This window comes from Streptomyces zhaozhouensis, assembly GCF_900230195.1.
GTDB lineage: Bacteria > Actinomycetota > Actinomycetes > Streptomycetales > Streptomycetaceae > Streptomyces > Streptomyces zhaozhouensis.
This window is the reverse complement of sequence record NZ_OCNE01000003.1, coordinates 356679-373206: the sequence shown is the minus strand read 5'-3', so window position 1 is coordinate 373206 and position 16528 is coordinate 356679. Positions and strand designations below refer to the sequence as shown.

The window sequence follows — 16528 nt, the reverse complement described above, 5'->3', positions numbered from 1 at the left end:
AGGGCATGAACGCGGGAGACCCCGAGCGTCGAGGGCCCTGGGGAAGGCCCGCGCCGCACGCGCGAGCGGGGCCCCGAGCCGTCGCCGGCCCCGGGCCCCGCCGCCTGCGCGTTCAGCGGGCGCCGTCGGTCGTTCCGATGAACGAAGCGGTCAGAACTGAAGCGCCCACGCGTTGAGGGTGCCCTCGTCCCGGCTCGCGTTGTCCGTGACGGTCAGCACCCACGTGCCGTCCGCCGACACCCCCGCGCCCGGGATCCGGTAGGTCGCCAGCAGGTCCTGCTGGCTGCCGCCCGAACGGTCGCGCAGCACGTCGGTCGTCCCGTCGGGGGCGGTCAGCTCCACGGTGAGGTCGCCGACCCAGGTGTGGCTGATGTCCAGTTCCACCTCGAAGGCGCCGGTCAACGTGCCGACCCCGGCCACGTCGAGCGTGGAGGTCACGGACGTGTTGTCCACGATCCCCACCGGCGCGGTGCTCTCGAACCGCTCGCCGGACGGCGGAGCCCCGGGGCCCGAGCCGTCGCCGCTGACGTTCAGCAGCAGGTTGGCGGTGTCCCCGGGGATGCCGCTGAGCACGTCGCCGAGCGCGGAGCCCACCAGTGCCTCCTCGACCTCGGCCGGGGTGGCGTCCGGGTGCTCGCCCAGGTACAGGGCGGCGGCACCCGCGACGTGCGGGGTGGCCATGGAGGTGCCGGAGATGGTGTTCTCGGCGGTGTCGCCGGTGTTCCACGCGGAGGTGATGGCGCTGCCGGGCGCGAACAGGTCGACCACGGAACCCACGTTGGAGAACGGCGAGATCGCGTCCTGGTCCGTGCTCGACCCGACCGTGATCGCCTCCTCCACGCGCGCCGGGGAGCTGAGGGAGGCGTCCGCGCCGTAGTCGTTGCCGGCGGCCACCGCGTAGGTGATGCCCGCGTCGACGGAGTTGCGCACCGCCGTGTCCAGGGTGCTGTTGGCGCCGCCGCCGAGGCTCACGTTCACCACGGAGGGGCCCGAGGCGTTGCCGGTGATCCAGTCGACGCCGCCGACCACCGCCTCGATGGTGCCCGAGCCGCTGTTGTCCAGCACCCGGACGGAGACCAGGTCGGCGTTCTTGGCGACGCCGTACGCGGTGCCGGCGGCCGTGCCCGCGACATGGCTGCCGTGGCCCTGGCCGTCGCCGCCGTCGCCCCCGTAGGCGTCGAAGCCGAAGGTGGCCCGGCCGCCGAAGTCCTCGTGGCTGTAGCGGACGCCGGTGTCCAGGACGTAGATGGTGACGCCCTCGCCGCCGTGGTCGGGGTAGGTGTACGAGGAGTCGGGCTGCGGCGACGGCTGGTCGATCCGGTCCAGCCCCCAGGACGGCGGATCCTCCTGGGTGGCGGTGGTGCGCACGGTCTGGTTGTGGGTGACCTCCGCGACGGCCGGGTCGGCGGCGAGGGCGAGCGCCTCGGCCTCGGTGGCCTCCACGGCGAAGCCGTCCAGCGCGTGCTGGAAGACGCTGGTGACCTCCGCGCCATGGGTGTCGGCGAGGGACTCGGCGGTCGCCGTGACCCCCTGGGCCGCCACCCCGCCGTGGAGCGTGACGAGGTAGCTGCCGGGCACGACGTCCTCCGCCCCGGCGTTGGCGATCACCCCGGTCGGGGTGTCGTTCGCCTGGGCGCTCGCGGGCAGGGCGATCCCGGCGAGGACCACGCCGGCGGCGGTGGCCAGTCCGGCGCCGCGGCGGAACCGCGTCGACTTGCGCGTCTTGTCCATCAGACAGGTGCTCCTTGTGGGGTACGTGCGGGACGGGCGGGATTACGTGCTCATGTCAATCCATGGCTTTCCATGGGCACGTCACAACTGTCGAACCGTTTGGTCACCTTCGCAAGACCGCCTGGAGATGCTTCACATGAACGACATCGGCGCGTAGCGCGCGGCGATGTGACGTCGCGTCGGTGTCACGGGGCGGAAGCGAGAGGGCCGGCGCCGTCCCCGTGGGGGCGGCGCCGGCCCGGTGCGCGGCGCGGTGCGCGCTCAGTCGTCGCCGCCCAGGGCGTCGCCGATCTCGTCGACGATCTCGGCGGCCACCATGCCGCCGACCACCCCGGCCGCCAGCCCGGCCACCGCGCCGCCGATGCCCATCCCGACGCCGCCGTGGCCGCCGTCGCTCTTGCGCTCGTGTCCGTGGCCGCCGCCGAGGAAGCCGCCGGAGCGGCGCTCGGCGAGCTGCCGCAGCCAGGAGTCGACCAGCGCGGTGAAGTCCGTGCCGTCCACGTCACCGTGGCCGACCGTGAAGATGTTCAACGCGTCGCCGCCGCCCGAGAACACCCCGCCGCGCCGGTCCGCCTCCAGCACCACCGTCAGCCCCGCCGGGTCGGCGAGGAAGCTGATCTCCACCTCGCGCATCGCGTGGGCGTACTCCGGACCCGGCGTCAGCTCGATCTCCTGGTAGAAGGGGAGCGTCTGGCCCGTTCCCCGGATGCGCCCCAGCTCCAGGTCGGTGGAGCGGAAGCCGAAACCCAGCCGCCCGAACGCGTCCAGCACCGCCTCCTGGACCGGCAGCGGACGGATCATCAGCGGGTCGAGGTCGCCCTGGTCCACCGCGCCCGCCACGGCGAGCTGCGTGCGCACCCCGAGCGGCCTGCTCAGCGGCTGCCCGAAGACCTCGGTGATGGGCGTCTCCCACGGCAGTGGGAAGGAGAACGGGAGGGACAGCTCCTGCTCCTCCGCCAGCCGGAACCCGCCGCCGACCACCACCCGGTGGAACCGCGCCGTGCCGTGCCGCTCCTCCTCGCCGGCCTCCGACTCCACGCGGGCCGCCAGCTCCAGGGTGACCTCGGTGATCTCCACGTCCATCGAACCGCCGCGGATCAGCACGTCGCCGGAGACGGTGTCGCCGGGCAACACCGTCCCCCGGTGCAGCACCGTGTCAACCGAGGGGCCACCGACGCCCAGCTTTCCGAGCAACCGCTTGAACACCATGCCGGCGTTCTCCTCCCGTGTCGTCGCGGCGGCCGCCTCCCGGTCGGTCGAGAGGGGGCGCGGCGGCGGGCCGGGGGCGGAACGCGCCCCAACTCCCGCCGCGCGCCGGGCGATACGGGTCCCGCCGCTGTTCTCCGGCCACGCTACCGCGTCGTGGTCGCCCCGTCGGCGAAACGGTCGGTCGCCGCCACCAGCCGCGCGGCCATCCCCTCGCCCGCGGTGGAGTGCCCGGCCGTGCCGACGACCCGCAGCTCGCACGCCGGGCCCCAGCGGTGGGCCAACTCCCAGACGGTGCCCAGCAGATTGCCCGGGTCCAGGCTGCCCTGCACCACCACGCCGGGGATGTCGGCCAGCTCGGACGCGCGGCGCAGCACCTCGCCCTCGGGCAGCCAGCAGCCCCGGCTCCAGTAGTGGGTGACGATCCGTGCGAAGGCCAGCCGGAAGTCCGGGTCCTCGTAACGGGAGGTGCCGGCCGGGCCGCCCACGTCGATCGCCTCCTCCCAGTCGCACCAGGCGCGGGCGGCGGCCTCGCGCACCCGGGGGTCGGGGTCGTGGAGCAGCCGGTCGTAGGCGGACGGCAGGTCGCCGTCGCGCTCGGCGGCCGGCACCGCGTTCCGGAAGGCGCGCCAGGCCTCGGGGAAGTAGACGCCGAGGCCGCGGGTGAGCAGGTCGGTCTCGGCGCGGCGGCCGCTGGCCAGGCCCATCAGCACCAGTTCGCTGACGCGGCCGGGGTGGCGCAGCGCGTAGACCAGCGAGAGCACCGAGCCCCAGGAGCCGCCGAAGAGCTGCCAGCGCTGCACGCCCAGCGCCTCGCGGAGCGCCTCCATGTCGGCGAGCAGGTGCTCGGTGGTGTTGGCGCTCAGGTCCACCTCCGGCTCGGAGGCGTGCGGCGTCGAGCGGCCGGCGTTGCGCTGGTCGAAGAGGATGATCCGGTACCTGGCCGGGTCGAAGAAGCGCCGCACCCTCGGGCCGCAGCCGGACCCGGGGCCGCCGTGCACCACCAGGGCCGGCTTGCCCTCGGGATTGCCGCAGGTCTCCCAGTACACGCGATGGCCGTCGCCGACGGGGAGCCAGCCGTGGTCGTAGGGCTCGATCGGTGGATACAGCTCTGACATGGGTGACCCTCCGGAGGGCTGGTGCGCGATATGACAGCGCTGTTATATCAGGGCTTTCGGAAGCGCGTCGCTCGGTTATCTTGCTGGGCATGTCCACCCAGCGCCCCCTCACCGGCATCGGCACCCGGCTGCGCCACCTGCTCGACCTGCTGGAGGCCGACCTGGCCTCGGTCTATCCCCGGCTCGGGCTCGACGACTACCGCCCCCGGTACAGTCCCGTGATCAGGGCGCTGGTCGCCCACGGGCCCAGCACCATCGGTGAGTTGGCCGAGGCGATGCGGGTGACCCACTCCGCCGCGAGCCAGACCGTGGCGCAGCTCACCCGGCGGGGCCTGGTCGAGCTGAGCGTCGGGCGGGACGCCCGACAGCGCGTGGTGCGCCTCACCGAGCGCGGCCGGGAGCTGCTGCCGGTGCTCGACACCGAGTGGGAGGTGGCCGAGGCGGCGATGGCCGACCTCGACGCCGAACTGAGCGTGCCGCTGTCCCGGCTGCTCACCGAGTTGGAACGGGCGCTGGAGCGCCGCCCCTACCGGGAGCGGGTCGCCGAGGCCGTCCTGGCGGTCGGGCCCGTCGAGCCCGGGGGCGAGGCGGCGGGCGCGCGGGCCGCGGCGGGTGCGGAGGGCGCGCGGGCTGTCGAGTCCGCCGCGGGGGCGGAGGGCGCGCGGGCTGTCGAGTCCGCCGCGGGGGCCGACGAGTCCGTCGGGACCGGCGAGGGCCGGGGGTGAGCCGTTCGGCACCGGCGATGGTGCGACGTGCCCCGAGGCGGGGCACGATGAAGAACATGAGCACAGAGGTGCGAGACAACAGCCAGCTCGGCCGGTTCGAGGCGTGGATGGACGGCGAGTTCGCGGGCTACGCCGACTACGCGCGCGAGGAGGGGCGGGTGGTCTATCCGCACACCGAGGTGCGCGTCGGCTACGAGGGCAGAGGCGTCGGCGGCGCGCTGGCCACGGCGGCGATGGAGGACGCGGAACGCCGCGGGCTGCGCGTCGTGGCCAGTTGCCCGTTCATCGCGGGCTGGCTGACCAAGCACCCGGAGTACCAGCACCTGGAGGAGACCACCCCGTGACGGGTGGCGGCCTTCGGCCCGTGCGCCCGGGGCGTCCTCAGCCCTGACCGCGCAGGCGGTCGAGCTCGCGGCGCTCGCGCTTCGTGGGGCGGCCCGCGCCCCGGTCGCGCACCGGGACGGCGGGCACCTCGACGCGGGGCGGGGGCGGAGGGCTGTTGTCGATCAGGCACTCGGCGGCCGTCGGGGCGCCGACCCGCTTGCGGATCAGCCGGGTGGCCTTCACGACCCGCTCCCGGCCGGCGTGCCAGACCCGCACCTCGTCGCCGACCTTCACCGCCTGCGCCGGCTTGACCCGTTCGCCGTTGACCTTGACGTGACCGGCGCGGCAGGCCGAGGCGGCCATCGACCGGGTCTTGATCAGGCGCACCGCCCAGATCCAGGTGTCCACCCGCACACTTCCCTGCTCACCGGTCATGCTCCCGACTCTAAGCCCTGACGCGGGACTTCGCGGCGGCGAGGCGAGAGGGCGCTCCCGCCGGCGCGAAGGGCGGAGCGACGGGCGGCGGACGGTTGTCGGAACGCACCGGCGGGCGCTTGACGGGTCGGCCGGCGGACGGTTGTCGGAACGAACCGGCGGACGATTGTCGGAACGGCCGGCGGACGGTTGTCGGAACGGCCGGCGCGGGTCGGCCGGCGGGACTGCTCGGACGCCGGAAGGAGCCGGCTTGACGGAATGCTGCTGCAAAGGGGTGAGCCTGCGAGAGCTCGGCGCGCCTGCCGCGTTGAACAGCGTGCGCCGGTCACTCGCCGGCGCGCACCCCGACGCGGAGGGAGCGCCCATCCGATGAACAACACGCTGACCGTCCCGGGCACCACGGGAGGTGCCGCCCGGCTCGCGGGCGGCCTGGCGGCCGTCGCCCTGCTGCTCACGGGATGCTCCGGGGGCGGTGCGCCGGCGGAGGAGGACAGGGCGTCGGTGTCGGAGCCCTCCGCGATGGCGACCGCCCACGGCGTTCCCAGGAGCGAACCGAGCCCCGCCGCCGGGCCCGAGGGACCGGCCGACCCGGATCCCGAGACCGCCGAGCCCACCCCCGAGGCGCCCGCCGACCCCGAGCCGGCCCCCGGGCCCGGACCCGGTCCCGGCCCCGCCCCGACCGTGGGGGCGGCGCCGGAACCGGCCGTCGAACTCCCGGGATCCGTCTGCGACTTCCCGGACCCCACGATGAACGCCGTGTGCCGCTCCGCCCTGGGCCGGTGACCTCGCGGGGCCCTGGTGCGCCTGGGGCGACGGCCTCGCGGGGCGGGGTCGTCGGCGGTCCCCGGGGGCCCGCCGGGACGCCGCCTGGCCGGGGGCCGGCCGGGGCGGCCGGGGCGGCCGGGGCGGCCGGGGCGGGGCCGCGAGGAAGGCGGCCGGCGTCCGCTCACCCCCGATAGGTCTCCAACAGTCGCAGCCAGACCTCGCTCATCGTCGGGAACGAGGGGACCGCGTGCCACAGCCGGGCGATCGGGACCTCGCCGGCCACCGCGATGGTCGCCGAGTGGAGCAGCTCGCCGACGCCCGAGCCGACGAACGTCGCCCCGACCAGCACCTCCCGGTCCAGGTCGACCACCGCTCTGGCCCGCCCCCGGTACCCCTCGGCGTGGAGAGCGGCGCCCGCGACCGAGCCCAGGTCGTAGTCGACGGCCCTGACCCGCAGCCCCGCCTGCCGCGCGTCCTCCAGCGTCAGGCCGACCGAGGCGGCCTCGGGGTCGGTGAACACCACCTGCGGCACCGCCCGCCGGTCGGCGGTGGCGGCGTGCCGGCCCCAGGGCGCGTCGTCCAGCCGCTGGTCGCGTGCCCTGGCCACGATCGCCTCGGCGGCGATCCGGGCCTGGTACTTCCCCTGGTGGGTGAGCATCGCGCGGTGCGTGACGTCGCCCGCGCCGTAGAGCCAGCCGCCGGGGACCCCCTCCACCTGGAGGCTGTCGTCCGTCGACAGCCAGTCGCCCGGTGTGAGTCCGACGGTCTCCAGGCCCAGGTTCTCCGTGCCGGGGCGGCGGCCGGTCGCGAAGAGCACCTCGTCGGCGATCACCGCGTTCCCGCCGGAGACCTCCACCACCACCGGCCCCGACTCCTCCGGCCGGCGCAGCCCGGAGACCGAGGCGCCGGTGCGGACCTCCACCCCGGCGCCGGCCAGTCCCTCGGCGACCAGCTCCCCGACGAACGGCTCCCACCGCGGCAGCAGGCTCCCGCCGCGCGCCAGCAGCGTGACGCGGGAACCAAGGGCGCGCCAGGCCGCCGCCATCTCGACCCCGACCACGCCCCCGCCGACGACGGCCAGCCGCTCGGGGACGTGCCGTGCCGACGTGGCCTCCCTGCTGCTCCAGGGCCTGGCCTCGGCCATGCCCGGCAGGTCGGGAAGCGTGGCGCGGGAGCCCGTGCACAGCGCCACCGCGTGCCGGGCGGCCAGCCGCAGCTCGCCGCCCTCGGGCGTGGTCACCACCACGGACCTGGGACCCGCCAACCGGCCCTGGCCACGGACCAGTTCGACATCGACCGAGCGCAGCCACTCCACCTGCGAGTCGTCCTGCCAGCCGCTGGCGAACGCGTCGCGGTGGGCCAGCACCTCCTCCACGTCCAGGCCGCCGTGCACGGCGGCTCTGGCGCCGGGCACCGCCCTGGCCGCCGCGAGCGCGGCGGGCGGACGGAGCAGCGCCTTGCTCGGCATACAGGCCCAGTAGGAGCACTCGCCCCCCAGCAGCTCGCGCTCCACGACGACCGTGCGCAGCCCGGCGGCCCGCGTGCGCTCCGCGAGGTTCTCCCCGGGAGGGCCGCCGCCGATCACGATCACGTCGTAGGTGTCGACGTCGGCGGCGTCGGGGCCGAACCCCTCGGCGCCGTCTGGGCGGTCCGTCATAGCGGTCAGCTCCTTGTCGTTCGGTGGGGGAGGGCGCCCCCTCGGGAAGGGGGGCCTACCCACTCACCGTAGGACGGCACCCGCCGGTCGTCGGGCCACCGGGCCGTGGCGTCGCCGGGCTCCCCGCCCCGGCCCCCCGACCGGCTGGCAGCTGACCGCGCGCCGGCGCGCGCCCGGCCGGGCCGACGGGGCGTCACGAGCCCGCCCCCGCGTCGGGGGCCGCCCGCCCGGAGCGCTGGCGCCGGTAGTAGCGCGCGGCCCGCGCCCGGTCGGCGCAGCCGGGCTTGCACCACTCCTGGCGGCCGTGGCCCTGCACGAAGTACCGCACGCACCGGGGGGCGGTGCAGGCGCGCAGCCGCTCCCGGAACGGGCCGGTGAGGAAGGAGGTCGTGGACCGGGCCAGCGCCGCCACCAGCCTCGTCCGCTCGTCGTCGGTGCCGGGCTGCGGGCTGGTGCTCGGCGGCTCCCCCTCCGGCCACTCCAGACGGACCGTTATCGGCTCGCGGGCGACGGCGTCGTTGAGCCGGGCCATCGCCTCCTCCAGCGGCAGCAGCCGGTGGGCGTCGGCGGGGCTGGGCGGGCCGGGGCGGACGGCCCGCGCGAAGAGCGCCCGCACCGCCTGACGCAGGGCGACCACCTCGGCCAGCAGCTCCTCGTCGAGGCGCAGCGCCGCGACGTCCAGGCGCGGGGTGAACAGCTCGGCACGCTCGTCGAGCCAGCGGGCGAGGGCGTCGGGGTCGGACAACTCGTCGGCCACCCCGCCCTGTCCGTCGTGCCGGATCGTGGTGGCGAACTCGACCGCCAGAAAGCGCCGCATCGTCGCCGTCCCTCCTTCGCCTCGCTCGTCGACTCCCGTGCGAGCTTCCCTCGTTCGGGTGTGGCGCGTCCGCCCGGACTCCCGTATCGCTGACGTTCGGTGATCCTCGGGAGGCGGGTGGTTGCGCTCGGTGACGATCCTAGTCTAGATTGTTCTCACGGTAAAGCATGGATTTACCGTGAGGGAGTCGAGAGAGGACGTGGGTCATGGCTCTTCTGCTGGCGCAGCTCAGCGACTTGCACCTGGACGGCGGCGAGCGCGCCACCGAGCGGACCGCCAGGGTCATGGAGCATCTGAGGTCGCTTCCCCGCGCCCCGGACGCGCTGCTGGTCACGGGCGACATCGCCGACCACGGGGCCGAGTCGGAGTACGTGGAGGCGGCCGCGCTGCTGAAGGCCCCCTTCCCCGTGCTCTGTTGCCCGGGGAACCACGACGACCGCGCGGCGTACCAGCGGTTCCTGCTGGGCGAGCCGCCCGCGCCCGGCCCGGTCAACCGCTCGTACCGCGTGGGGAGCGCGGTGGTGCTGATGTGCGACGCGACCATCCCCGGCCGGGACGAAGGCCGGCTCGACGACGAGACGCTGGACTGGATCGCCACCACCCTCGGCGGCCTGGGCGAAGAGGTGCCCGCGTTGCTGGCGTTCCATCAGCCGCCGGTCGCGCTGGGGCACGCGCTGCCCGACTCCTCGCGGCTGGAGGCCGGTCAGCGGCTGGTCGAGCTGCTGGCCGACCACCCCCAGGTGGCGGGGCTGCTCACCGGTCACGCGCACACCCCGGCCGCCTCGTCCTTCGCGGGCGTGCCGGTGGTCGTGGCCCCCGCCGTCACCTGGACGTTGCGGATGCCGTGGGAGGGGCCCTCGGTCGCCGACCGCGGGGCCCCGCCCGGGGTGGCCTTCCATCTCCTGGACGGCGAGCACCGGTTGACCACGCATTTCCGGGTGGTGGGGTGACGCCCCCGGCGGCGGCCGGAGGCTTCGCGCTCGCGGTGCTGCCCCTGGTCGCCACCCCGGGCGCCAGCCTGGCGCTGCTCACCCGCCATGTCGCGGAGGCCGGCCGGCGGCGCGCGCTGCCGGTGATCCTCGGTACCGCGAGCGGTCTCTACGCCCACGCGGCGATGGCCATGGCCGGGCTCTCCGCCCTGCTCGTCGGCTCCGAGACGGCCTTCACGATCGTCCGGCTGCTGGGCGCCGCCTATCTGATCGCGCTGGCCGGATGGACCTGGCGCCGCGCCGTGCCCCGCACGTGCGCGTCGGGCGTGCCAAAGGCCGGGGCGGCGCCGAGTCCGAGCCGCCGGTTCGGGACCTCGCCCTGGCTCCAGTCGCTCCTCGGCACGGTGCTCAACCCCAAGGCCGCGGCCGTCTATCTGACCCTCGCGCCCCAGTTCCTCGACCCCGCGCGTCCTCTGGCCGGACAGCTGCTCCTGCTCGCCACGGTGCACGCGGCGCTGGTCGGCGGCTGGTTGGCGCTCTGGACGGCGCTGCTCACCCGCCCCGGCACGGTGCTGACCCGGCCACGGGCGCGCGCCGCGATCGGGAGGGTCAGCGCCCTGGCGCTCCTGGCACTCGGCATAGGCGCGGTCGCGTCGCTCTGACCGGGCGGGACGACGCGGCCGTCCTCGACAACTGCACAGTGGAAGCGGCCCCGGCGCCCGCGGCGGGCGCCGAACTCCCCGGCGGCCGGGGACAGTCGGGGAGGAGGACCCCAGGGCGGCGGGGAAGGCGCAGGTCACCGGCGTGGTCGGAAGGTCTCGGCGGCCGGACGTCGGTTGCCTCTCCCGCGACCCCGTGTGACGATACTCGGCGGCTCGCCCAGAGCCGGATCCCGCGCACGATTCGGACGATTCGAACCGAGGACACACCGTGACCTATGTCGCCGCCGACACCCGCTACCGGGACATGGCCTACCGCCGCTCCGGCCGCAGTGGCCTGAAGCTGCCGGCCGTCTCCCTGGGCCTCTGGCACAACTTCGGCGCGGAGAAGCCGTTCGACGTGCAGACCGCCATCGTCCGTCGTGCGTTCGACCTCGGGGTGACCCACTTCGACCTGGCCAACAACTACGGTCCGCCGCCCGGTTCGGCCGAGGAGAACTTCGGGCGGATCCTCGCCAGGGACCTGCGCCCCTACCGGGACGAGATCATCGTCTCCAGCAAGGCCGGCTACCACATGTGGGACGGCCCCTACGGCGAGTGGGGCTCCCGGAAGAACCTGCTCTCCAGCCTCGACCAGAGCCTCGGCCGGCTCGGCCTCGACTACGTGGACATCTTCTACTCCCACCGTCCCGACCCGGAGACCCCCCTGGAGGAGACCATGGGGGCGCTGGACTCGGCGGTGCGTCAGGGCAAGGCCCTCTACGTCGGCGTGTCCAACTACTCGCCCGAGCAGACCCGCGAGGCCGCCCGCATCCTCGGCGAGCTGGGCACCCCGCTGCTGATCCACCAGCCCTCCTACTCGATGTTCAACCGCTGGGTCGAGGACGGCCTGCTCGACGCGCTGGACGAGCTGGGCGCCGGTTCCATCGCCTTCTCGCCGCTGGCGCAGGGGCTGCTGACCGACCGCTACCTCGACGGCATCCCGGAGGGGTCCAGGGCGGCCAGTGCCAGTCCGTTCCTCACCCCGGAGGGGCTCACGGGCGACACCCTGGACCGGGTGCGCGGCCTGCACGCCCTCGCGGAGCGGCGCGGCCAGACCCTCGCCCAGACGGCCATCGCCTGGGTGCTGCGCCGCGGCCGGGTCACCTCGGCCCTGGTCGGCGCCAGCAGCGTCAAGCAGTTGGAGGACAACGTCGCCGCCGTCCACAACCTGGACTTCACCGACGCCGAACTGGACGAGATCGAGGCACGGCTGAGCTGACCCGGTCCTCCACCCGCCGAGCGGCGCGGCCGGCCTCCCGCGACGGGCCGGTCGCTCCCTCCCTCCGCCGGGCCGTGCGCCCAGGCGGAGGGGCGGCGGGGCGGAGCGAAAAGGTCGGCGGCCGCGAGGACGAGAGGTCGTGTACACGCGATGCGCATCCTGATCCCCCTGTTCCCCGGCGTCACCGCCCTGGACGCCGTCGGCCCCTACGAGGTGCTGCGCCAACTGCCCGACGCCGAGGTCCACTTCCCCGCCGCGGAGCCGGGCGTGGTGCTCGACGGCGCCGGGTCCCTGGGGCTGCGGGCCGACTCGACCTTCGGTGACTTCGACGGCACGGACGTGCTGGTCGTCCCGGGCGGGCCGGGCGCCAGGCCGGCGCAGCGGGACGCGGCGCTGCTGGAGTGGGTCGGGCGGATGCACGCCGGGGCGCGTTGGACGACCTCGGTCTGCACCGGTTCGCTGATCCTGGGCGCGGCCGGGCTGCTGCGCGGCCTGGATGCCACCACCCACTGGGCGGCCATCGCCGACCTGGAGGCCCACGGTGCCCGTTACACCGAGGAGCGGGTGGTCGTCAGGGGTGACGTGGTGACGGCCGCCGGCGTCTCCTCCGGCATCGACATGGCGCTCACCCTGGCCGAGCGACTGGCCGGCCCGGTCCCCGCCCGGGCGGCCCAGCTCGCCATCGAGTACGACCCGCGGCCGCCGTTCGACTCCGGTTCCCCGAGCAAGGCCGGGCCTGAGGTGCGCGCCTACGCGGCGGAGCGGCGACGCCGGCGCGGTGACGCGCGGACCGGGGGTGACGGCGCGGACCGGGGGTGAGGGCCGGGGTTCCGGTCGGTCAAGAGCCGGAAAAGGCGGGTTCGTTCCGCGTCATGCTGGGCAGGGTCAGGCTTGTCATGCACACCTCTCCCCGTTGTCCCCCCACAGGAGGCTGACGTGACCCTGAACAAGGCCACCCGGGTGCTGGTCACCCTGCTGGCGAGCGTGGCACTGCTCTGGACCTCGGGCCAGGCGGTCGCCGACGACCACTCGGCTGCCGCGACCACGGTCACCTACGACGCCAGCGGCGCCGAGGAGTTCGTGGACGCGGTCCACGCCGGCGCCGCGGTCTGGAACGAGACCGTCGTCAACGTACGGCTTGAGCCCGCCGACCCCGGCCAGTCCGCCAACGTCGAGATCGTCGCGGACGACGGCTGGCCCCGCGCGTTGGTCACCAGCCTGGGCAACGGCACCATCTGGATGGGCCGCCAGGCCGTCGACGAGGGCCACGACACGACCCGGATCGCGGCGCACGAGCTGGGCCACATCCTCGGCCTGCCCGACGTCAAGCCCGGCCCGTGCAGCAGCCTGATGTCCGGGGCCTCCGCCGGCCCCGACTGCACCAACCCCTACCCGAACGCGGAGGAGACGGCGGACGTCGAGAGCGCCTTCGGCGGCGCGTCCGACGTTCCGGCGCAGCTCGTTCTCCACCGGGACTGAGCGTCCCGCTCTGCAGGACCGAGCGTCCCGGCCGGCCGGCGCCCCACCCCACAGGGGCGCCGGCCCTGGGCGCTCACCGGCGTGCGCGCCATTCCGCGCGCGTCAACGCGTACTCCACCTCGCCGTGCTCCGCGCCCGGGAGCGGCTCGTCCCACTCCTCGGTGTAGTAGCGCACCGGGCGCAGCCCCACCCGCTCCAGCACGCGGCGCGAACGCGCGTTGACCACCATCGTGTGGGCGGTCACCCGCGTCACCCCCAGCTCGCCGAAGCCCTTCTCCACCAGGGCCGAAGCGCCCTCCGTCGCGAGCCCGCGCCCCCACGCCGACACCGCCAGCCGGTAGCCCAGCTCCACCTCGTCGGCGCTGTCCTCCTCCACCGGCGCCAGTTCGAACCAGCCGAGGAAGTCGCCGGAACCCCGCGCCCGCGCCGCCCAGAAGCCGCGTTCGTCCCAGCAGTCGTAGTGGCGGAGCATCTTCGGCAGGACGTGCGTGCGCAGCGTCTCCGGGCTGGTCGGCCGGCCCGTGAGATAGCGCATCACCTCGGGATCGCCGTCCAGTGCCAGCAGCGCCGCCGCGTCCTCCTCGGTGAGGGGATGAAGCCTGAGCCGGTCGGTCTCCAGAAAGGTCCGCATCCGGGCATCCTCACCGGCGCCGGTTCGCGCCCGCCACTCGTTATCCCCTCGGCTCCTCGGCTCCTCGGCTCCTCGGCTCCTCGGCTCCTCGGCTCCTCGGCTCCTCGGCTCCTCGGCTCCTCGGCTCCTCGACTTCCCGGCGGCACGTGCCGGTCCGGGCGGCGCACGGATGGGAACTCACGCCCGCCCCCGTCGTTGTCACCGGAGGAGTTGCCGACCGATGTGGAGGAGTCCGCCGTGAGTTGTCCCGTAGGAGTGCTGGCGCCCGGCTTTCTGGACCGTTCGACGCTCGTCACGTTCGCCCAGCGAGCGGAACGGCTTGGCTTTGACTCGCTCTGGATCGTCGAGGACTGCTTTCTGAACGGCGGCATCGCCCAGGCGGCCACCGTGCTCGCCTCGACCGAACGCATCACCGTCGGGATCGGCCTGCTGCCCGCCGGGGCGCGCAACCCCGCGTTCGCCGCCATGGAGGTGGCGACCCTGGCCGGCTTCCACCCCGGCCGGCTGGTCGTCTCCGTCGGGCACGGGATGCCCGACTGGATGCGGCAGGTCGGCGCCTGGCCGGCGAGCCCGCTGACCCTGCTCGGTGAGTATCTGGCGGCGCTGCGCGCCCTGTTGGCGGGGGAGCGGGTCACCGTCTCGGGGCGTCATGTGCGGCTGGACGGCGTCCGGTTGGCGGCCCCGCCCGCGCGGCCCCCGCTGGTACTCGGCGGCGTGCGGGGCCCCAGGTCGCTGGCGCTCTCCGGGCGGGAGGCCGACGGCACCCTGCTCGCCGAGCCGGTGAGCGTCGAGTATCTGGCGGCGGCCAGGGAGCGGATCGCCGCCGAGGGCGACCATCCGCTGATCGCCTACACGGTCGCCGCCGTCGACGAGGACCCCGCCGTCGCCCGCGACCACGCCAGGGACGGGCTGAAGCTGGTCGGTCAGCCGGACTGGGCCCCGCACCTCGCCCCGCTGCCGTTCGCCGACGGCATCGCGGCGCTGCGCCGCCGATGCGGCTCCGCCGAGGAGTTCGCCCGCGCCCTGCCCGACGACTGGGTCGACCACCTGTCCGTCTCCGGCACGCCCGAGCACGGCAGGGAACGGGTGCGGGTCCTGCACGAGGCGGGCGCCGACCGGCTGGTGATGATCCCGGCGGGCCCCGACCCGCTGGCCGCGCTGGAGTCGCTGGGCCGGCTGAACTGAGCCCCGCCCCGGCGAGCCCCCCCGCCCCCAGGAGCCCCCGCCTCCCCGGTGCACCCCGCCCCCGCGGTGCGCCCCACCCTTCTCCGGGCGCTTGACCTTCGAGCCGGATCGAAGGTCTAGCGTCGTGCCATGGACACCATGCGGATCTCCCAGCTCGCGACGCGCACGGGCGTTCCGGCGACCACCCTTCGGTACTACGAGTCGGCGGGGCTGCTGCCCGCCGGGCGGACGCCCGGCGGGTACCGGGTCTACGGCCGGGAGGCCGTCGACCGGCTGGCGTTCATCCGTGCCGCCAAGCACCTCGGGCTGCCGCTGGAGGAGATCGCGGAGCTGCTGACCGTCTGGGAGGCGGCGGACTGCCGCGCGGTCAAGGCCGACCTGCGCCCGCGCGTGGAGGCGCGCCTGGCGGCCGCGGAGCGTCGGGTCGCGGAGCTGGCCGCGTTCGCCGACGCCGCGCGTGACGCGCTGGCGCGGCTGGACGCGCTGCCGGACCGCGCCGGCCGCTGCGATCCGCGCTGCGGTTTTCTCGCGCGCCCCGGCGGCGCAGAAGCCGCTTCGCCCGAGGAGTCCCCCGCCGGGGCGGTCGCCTCCTCCTCTGCTGCCACCGGGGCCCCTCACGCCGGGCCGGCCGATACCGGAGCGACGGCCGACCGCCCGCCGTTCGCCTGCGCGCTCGGCGGCGGCGCCGAGGCGGCCGCGCGCGCCGCCGACTGGCGCGCGCTGCTGGACGGCGCCGCCCGCGCGCCGCTTCCCGACGGCGTGCGGCTCACCGTGCCCGCCGCGCGCGCCGGCGCGCTCGCCGCACTCGCGGCGGCCGAGCGGCGCTGCTGCCCGTTCTTCGACTTCCGGCTGAGCTTCGAGGAAGCCGGGGTGTGCCTTGAGGTGCGCGCCCCGGCCGAGGCGGCCGAGCTGCTCGACGGGCTCTTCGGCCCCGCCGAATCCCGGCCGGCACCGTGAGCCGCTCCGACCACCGTCCCACCCGTCCCACCCGACGCCGCCGCAAGGAAGCACCATGCTGGTCACCCGTTCCGTCGCCCTCTTCGTCGTCGCCGCGCTCTTCGAGATCGGCGGTGCCTGGCTCGTCTGGCAGGGGGTGCGCGAGCACAGGGGCTGGGCATGGGTCGGCGCCGGGGTGATCGCCCTGGGGCTCTACGGCGTGGTCGCCACCTTTCAGTCGGACGACAACTTCGGACGCATTCTCGCGGCTTACGGTGGCATCTTCGTCGCCGGTTCGATCGCCTGGGGCATGGTCGCCGACGGTTACCGACCGGATCGTTACGACCTGATCGGCGCGGCCGTCTGCCTCGTCGGCATGGCCGTCATCATGTACGCGCCCCGCGGCGGCCAGTGAACGACCGGTCAGCGAGCGGTGGCCGCCTTGCCGCCGGCGCCTCCCGCCCCGAGCCCGGCGCCGGCGCCGCCCGTCCGGGTCTTCCCGCCCGCGCCGCGCGCCCCGTTGGCGTGACCCCACCGAGCCCGGGGCCACTTTCGGTGGGAAGTCGACCATGGTGGTCCTCCGGACGCCCGGGGTTTGATGTGCTGGGGTGCCGTGTGGCCGCCGGGACGACGGCCCGCCCACCGTTCGGCGTCGAACCGAAGGAGTACC

General features: G+C 75.1%; 18 protein-coding genes. 11 read left to right on the top strand and 7 right to left on the bottom strand.

Going from position 1 to position 16528, the window contains the following annotated elements:
• Positions 1 to 150: 150 nt before the first annotated feature.
• The 3 genes from CRP51_RS07550 to pip all read right to left on the bottom strand — a co-directional run bounded on the left by CRP51_RS07550 (position 151) and on the right by pip (position 4055).
• Positions 151 to 1731, bottom strand: coding sequence for a S8 family peptidase (locus CRP51_RS07550; protein WP_097230231.1), 1581 nt, complete (start codon positions 1729 to 1731; stop codon positions 151 to 153).
• Between the two features lie 261 nt (positions 1732 to 1992).
• Complete coding sequence (locus CRP51_RS07545) at positions 1993 to 2940, bottom strand: sporulation protein (RefSeq protein WP_097230230.1); 948 nt, start codon at positions 2938 to 2940, stop codon at positions 1993 to 1995.
• A 143-nt stretch (positions 2941 to 3083) separates the two neighbouring features.
• A complete protein-coding gene (gene pip, locus CRP51_RS07540; protein WP_097230229.1) occupies positions 3084 to 4055 on the bottom strand; it encodes a prolyl aminopeptidase in 972 nt (323 codons plus the stop codon).
• Between the two features lie 89 nt (positions 4056 to 4144).
• Here pip and CRP51_RS07535 point away from each other — a divergent pair, with 89 nt between their 5' ends.
• The gene (locus CRP51_RS07535) at positions 4145 to 4780 is read left to right on the top strand and encodes a MarR family winged helix-turn-helix transcriptional regulator (RefSeq protein ID WP_097230228.1); all 636 of its coding nucleotides are present in this window, start codon (positions 4145 to 4147) and stop codon (positions 4778 to 4780) included.
• A gap of 56 nt (positions 4781 to 4836) precedes the next feature.
• On the top strand, positions 4837 to 5124 hold the full coding sequence (locus tag CRP51_RS07530; protein WP_097230227.1) for a GNAT family N-acetyltransferase: 288 nt from the start codon (positions 4837 to 4839) through the stop codon (positions 5122 to 5124).
• A gap of 37 nt (positions 5125 to 5161) precedes the next feature.
• Here the strand turns inward: CRP51_RS07530 and CRP51_RS07525 are convergent, their stop codons facing one another.
• A complete protein-coding gene (locus tag CRP51_RS07525) occupies positions 5162 to 5539 on the bottom strand; it encodes an RNA-binding S4 domain-containing protein (RefSeq protein ID WP_097230226.1) in 378 nt (125 codons plus the stop codon).
• Positions 5540 to 5908: 369 nt separating this feature from the next.
• Between CRP51_RS07525 and CRP51_RS07520 the strand changes: the two genes are divergently transcribed.
• Complete coding sequence (locus CRP51_RS07520) at positions 5909 to 6322, top strand: hypothetical protein (RefSeq protein ID WP_097230225.1); 414 nt, start codon at positions 5909 to 5911, stop codon at positions 6320 to 6322.
• A gap of 163 nt (positions 6323 to 6485) precedes the next feature.
• On the opposite strand, the gene CRP51_RS07515 is transcribed toward CRP51_RS07520, so the two are convergent.
• On the bottom strand, positions 6486 to 7961 hold the full coding sequence (locus CRP51_RS07515; protein WP_097230224.1) for a dihydrolipoyl dehydrogenase family protein: 1476 nt from the start codon (positions 7959 to 7961) through the stop codon (positions 6486 to 6488).
• 193 nt (positions 7962 to 8154) lie between these two features.
• Positions 8155 to 8778, bottom strand: coding sequence for a CGNR zinc finger domain-containing protein (locus CRP51_RS07510; RefSeq protein ID WP_097230223.1), 624 nt, complete (start codon positions 8776 to 8778; stop codon positions 8155 to 8157).
• Between the two features lie 206 nt (positions 8779 to 8984).
• Here CRP51_RS07510 and CRP51_RS07505 point away from each other — a divergent pair, with 206 nt between their 5' ends.
• The 5 genes from CRP51_RS07505 (at position 8985) to CRP51_RS07485 (ending at position 13106) form a co-directional block, all read left to right on the top strand.
• Positions 8985 to 9728 (top strand): metallophosphoesterase, encoded by a 744-nt coding sequence (locus CRP51_RS07505; protein ID WP_097230222.1) that lies wholly within the window; start codon positions 8985 to 8987, stop codon positions 9726 to 9728.
• Positions 9725 to 10369 carry a LysE family translocator gene (locus tag CRP51_RS07500; RefSeq protein ID WP_097230221.1) on the top strand — a complete coding sequence of 215 codons (645 nt, stop codon included), beginning with the start codon at positions 9725 to 9727 and terminating at the stop codon, positions 10367 to 10369. Before CRP51_RS07505 ends, CRP51_RS07500 begins: the two co-directional genes overlap by 4 nt.
• 268 nt (positions 10370 to 10637) lie before the next feature.
• Positions 10638 to 11627 (top strand): L-glyceraldehyde 3-phosphate reductase, encoded by a 990-nt coding sequence (mgrA, locus tag CRP51_RS07495; protein WP_097230220.1) that lies wholly within the window; start codon positions 10638 to 10640, stop codon positions 11625 to 11627.
• Positions 11628 to 11777: 150 nt separating this feature from the next.
• Positions 11778 to 12446, top strand: a complete 669-nt coding sequence (locus CRP51_RS07490) for a DJ-1/PfpI family protein (RefSeq protein ID WP_097230219.1) — start codon at positions 11778 to 11780, stop codon at positions 12444 to 12446.
• Between the two features lie 117 nt (positions 12447 to 12563).
• Entirely contained in the window at positions 12564 to 13106 is a 543-nt protein-coding gene (locus tag CRP51_RS07485) for a snapalysin family zinc-dependent metalloprotease (RefSeq protein ID WP_141514561.1), read from the top strand.
• 73 nt (positions 13107 to 13179) lie between these two features.
• Here the strand turns inward: CRP51_RS07485 and CRP51_RS07480 are convergent, their stop codons facing one another.
• Positions 13180 to 13737, bottom strand: coding sequence for a GNAT family N-acetyltransferase (locus tag CRP51_RS07480; RefSeq protein ID WP_097230218.1), 558 nt, complete (start codon positions 13735 to 13737; stop codon positions 13180 to 13182).
• 237 nt (positions 13738 to 13974) lie between these two features.
• Between CRP51_RS07480 and CRP51_RS07475 the strand changes: the two genes are divergently transcribed.
• The 3 genes from CRP51_RS07475 (at position 13975) to CRP51_RS07465 (ending at position 16273) form a co-directional block, all read left to right on the top strand.
• Positions 13975 to 14922 (top strand): LLM class flavin-dependent oxidoreductase, encoded by a 948-nt coding sequence (locus CRP51_RS07475; protein ID WP_099459293.1) that lies wholly within the window; start codon positions 13975 to 13977, stop codon positions 14920 to 14922.
• A gap of 129 nt (positions 14923 to 15051) precedes the next feature.
• Positions 15052 to 15879: a MerR family transcriptional regulator gene (locus CRP51_RS07470; protein WP_097230216.1), complete on the top strand. Its 828-nt coding sequence runs from the start codon at positions 15052 to 15054 to the stop codon at positions 15877 to 15879.
• Positions 15880 to 15934: 55 nt separating this feature from the next.
• The gene (locus CRP51_RS07465; RefSeq protein ID WP_097230215.1) at positions 15935 to 16273 is read left to right on the top strand and encodes a YnfA family protein; all 339 of its coding nucleotides are present in this window, start codon (positions 15935 to 15937) and stop codon (positions 16271 to 16273) included.
• Positions 16274 to 16528 lie beyond the last annotated feature (255 nt).